Genomic DNA, 2,958 nt, shown 5'->3' with positions numbered 1-2,958 from the left:
GACGGAAACTTGCCAGGGTTCCCCTGCAGGAGCTGCCTCAGGCTGCGATCTTTTGAGTGTTAAAAGATCGCAGCCTGCGGCAGCTCCTACAGAATCGGGTTTATTTTTTCTTCAGGCAGTCACTCATAAAGGCTTTGCGCGCATCGCCTTTAAGGGCTTGGGTGGTGGCGGTGGCGTTGCAGTTTTTCATCCGTTCTTGCGGGGTCGTGGCCGCAGGGGTGGCCTTGAGGCAGTTGCTCATAAACGCTTTGCGCTCATCGCCCTTGAGGGCTTTGGCGCTGGCGTCAGCGTTGCAGGAGGTCATTTTGTTTTGTTGAGCGGTGTCAGCAAAACTGTGTGAACACAGCAGTAAACCCATCAGCAGCAGAGGAACACGCAGCATCTTCATGGAGTTTTCTCCTTATGGCCGCACCGGGTGGCAGCGACGTTCATCACAGTGTAGACAAACTCTGTTACAGCTACCGATGACGTGTTCAGCGCGGTCGTAACTGCCGTCGATACTGCTCTGGCGAGCACCCGGCCTGGCGCTGGAACATCGCGATAAACGCCGAGGACGTGCTGTAACCCAGGTCAAACCCGACGTCTTGCACGCTGCGGGTGGATTCCAGCGCTTCAATCGCGGCCAGAAAGCGCAGGCGCTGACGCCACTCCCCAAAGCTCATGGCCAATTCACGCACAAACAAGCGCGCCAGGGTGCGCTCGCTGACATGCGCCTGCTCTGCCCATTCGCCCAGCGGCCGGTTATCGCCGGGCTGAGCCTGCAACGCTTCAAGCACCCGTTGTAACCCCGGATGGCTGGCATAGGGCAAATAGCACTGGTGCACCGGGGCTTGTTGCAGTTGGTCGACCAGCACCTGCGCCAGACGGATATCCGCTTCGGTCTGCGGGATGTGAATGTCGCGGCGGGCAAAGTCGCTGAGGATGCTTTTGAGGATATCGCTAATGGCCAGCGTCACCGGCTCGCGCGGCAATTGCTCACACAGCACGGCATCCAGATACACCGAGCGGTAAACAATCGCATGGGAGTTGTAGGAACTATGTTCGGTATTCGGCGGCACCCACAGTGCGTACTGCGGCGGTGACATAAAGCGCCGCCCGCCGACCTCATAGCGCATGACGCCGTTGGACACATAACCCAGCGACCCCCAACTGTGCAGGTGGGGCGTGGAATGGCTGTCGGCATCAAACTCGGCATACCGAAAGTACACCGGCGCAGGCAGTTGCTCGAACTCGGGAACACAAATCAATTTTTTGCGCATGCTGTCTGGATTCAAGCGGAGGTTGGCTGGATCGCAGTATAGGCGTGCAGACAGACAAGCGGATAATTGCTGCTTACTCACCCTGTGGTTGTTTCTGATGCAATACGCTTTCCCGCTGCTGGCCATTTTGATCTGGGCCGGCAATACCGTCGTTAACAAACTGGCCGTCGGGGCGATCTTCCCGTCCGAGATCGGCTTTTACCGCTGGTTGCTGGCCGGGCTGCTGTTTACCCCGTTCATGCTCAAGCCGGTGATCGCCAACTGGTCAGTGATCCGCCCCAACCTGGGCAAGATTTTTATCCTCGGCGTGCTCGGCATGGCGGTTTACCAGAGCCTGGCGTACTTCGCCGCCGCGCTCACTTCGGCCACCAACATGGGCATCATCCTCTCGTTGATGCCGCTGATGGTGTTGACCATGTCGATCATCAGCCTGGGCCAGCGCCTGACCCGTGGCGCGCTGGTGGGCGCCGTCCTGTCGTTTGTCGGGGTGTTGGTGGTGGTGTCGAGCGGCAGTTTGAGCGTGTTGCTCGCCCACGGCCTGAACCTGGGCGACGCGATGATGCTGGTCGCCACCCTGGCGTATGCGATTTACAGCACCCTGCTGAAAAAATGGCAGTTGCGCTTGCCGCCGTTGCAGATGCTCTACCTGCAAGTGCTGGTGGCCATTGTGGTGTTGTTTCCGATGTACCTGCTGTCGCCCAAAATGGGCCCCAGCGTGCACAACATCGGCCTGGTGATGTACGCCTGCATCCTCGCCTCGATGCTCGCGCCGCTGGCCTGGATGAAGGCCGTGGCTACCCTCGGCCCGAGCCGCACGTCGCAGTTTTTCAACTTGCTGCCACTGATTACGGCGCTGATTGCGGCGGTCGTGCTCAAGGAGCAACTGCATATCTTCCACCTGATCGGCGGCGCGTTGACCCTGGGCGGGGTGATTTTGTCTGAGCGCTGGACGACACCGCTGGGTAAATCCAGACCGGTTGAAAATAGATAAAACTTTCTCGGCGCGCTGAACTCACAACTAACGAACCGACCTCGCCAACAGAGCGAAGCGGCCACCGGATTAGTGAGGAGATAGAAATGACCGAGATCCATCTGACCGATAAAAACACCCTGCGCGACCGCGCTCGCAAAAATGTCGAAGACGGTGCCGTCACCGAGGGCTACCACGCCAACCGCGAAGAAATCCTGCGGCTGCTCAACGAATCCCTGGCCACTGAACTGGTGTGCGTGCTGCGTTACAAACGCCACTACTTCATGGCCAACGGGCTCAAGGCCAGCGTGGCTGCCGACGAGTTTCTGGAGCACGCCAACCAGGAAATGGAACACGCCGACAAACTGGCCGAGCGCATTGTGCAACTGGGCGGCGAGCCGGAGTTCAACCCGGACCTGCTGTCCAAAAACGCACATGCGCAGTACGTGGCGGGCAAGACCCTGAAAGAAATGGTCTACGAGGATTTGGTCGCTGAACGGATTGCGGTCGACAGCTACCGCGAAATCATCCAGTACATCGGCGACAAAGACCCGACCACACGCCGGATCTTTGAAGAAATCCTGGCGCAAGAGGAAGAACACGCCGACGACATGGCGGATATTCTGCAAGACCTGTAAGCATCACCCAACTGGTGGGAGCGGGCTTGCTCGCGATGGCATCGACACGGTGATTAAGTGACACCGCATCGACCCCATCGCGAGCAAGCCC

Annotated in this window: 4 protein-coding genes; 2 read left to right on the top strand and 2 right to left on the bottom strand. The window is 58.7% G+C overall.

Annotated elements, in window-relative coordinates; genetic code table 11:
• Window positions 1-100: 100 nt before the first annotated feature.
• Window positions 101-388, bottom strand: a complete 288-nt coding sequence (locus QMX84_RS26170; protein WP_262123821.1) for a PsiF family protein — start codon at window positions 386-388, stop codon at window positions 101-103.
• 85 nt (window positions 389-473) lie between these two features.
• Window positions 474-1,259 (bottom strand): helix-turn-helix transcriptional regulator, encoded by a 786-nt coding sequence (locus tag QMX84_RS26165; RefSeq protein WP_048366555.1) that lies wholly within the window; start codon window positions 1,257-1,259, stop codon window positions 474-476.
• A 97-nt stretch (window positions 1,260-1,356) separates the two neighbouring features.
• Here QMX84_RS26165 and QMX84_RS26160 point away from each other — a divergent pair, with 97 nt between their 5' ends.
• Window positions 1,357-2,250: a DMT family transporter gene (locus QMX84_RS26160; RefSeq protein WP_282365139.1), complete on the top strand. Its 894-nt coding sequence runs from the start codon at window positions 1,357-1,359 to the stop codon at window positions 2,248-2,250.
• A gap of 86 nt (window positions 2,251-2,336) precedes the next feature.
• Window positions 2,337-2,867: a ferritin-like domain-containing protein gene (locus tag QMX84_RS26155; protein ID WP_262123823.1), complete on the top strand. Its 531-nt coding sequence runs from the start codon at window positions 2,337-2,339 to the stop codon at window positions 2,865-2,867.
• The last annotated feature ends 91 nt before the right edge of the window (window positions 2,868-2,958 follow it).

It is taken from the genome of Pseudomonas sp. PS01297 (assembly GCF_029959305.1).
Classification (GTDB): Bacteria; Pseudomonadota; Gammaproteobacteria; order Pseudomonadales; family Pseudomonadaceae; genus Aquipseudomonas; species Aquipseudomonas helleri.
The sequence above is the reverse complement of the archived record's forward strand: the minus strand, read 5'-3'. Positions and strand labels throughout refer to the sequence as shown.

What these genes read in the sequence shown, in the direction of transcription:
- QMX84_RS26170 (WP_262123821.1), bottom strand. Translation starts at nt 388, where the DNA reads ATGAAGATGCTGCGTGTTCCTCTGCTGCTGATGGGTTTACTGCTGTGT.
- QMX84_RS26165 (WP_048366555.1), bottom strand. Translation starts at nt 1,259, where the DNA reads ATGCGCAAAAAATTGATTTGTGTTCCCGAGTTCGAGCAACTGCCTGCG.
- QMX84_RS26160 (WP_282365139.1), top strand. Translation starts at nt 1,357, where the DNA reads ATGCAATACGCTTTCCCGCTGCTGGCCATTTTGATCTGGGCCGGCAAT.
- QMX84_RS26155 (WP_262123823.1), top strand. Translation starts at nt 2,337, where the DNA reads ATGACCGAGATCCATCTGACCGATAAAAACACCCTGCGCGACCGCGCT.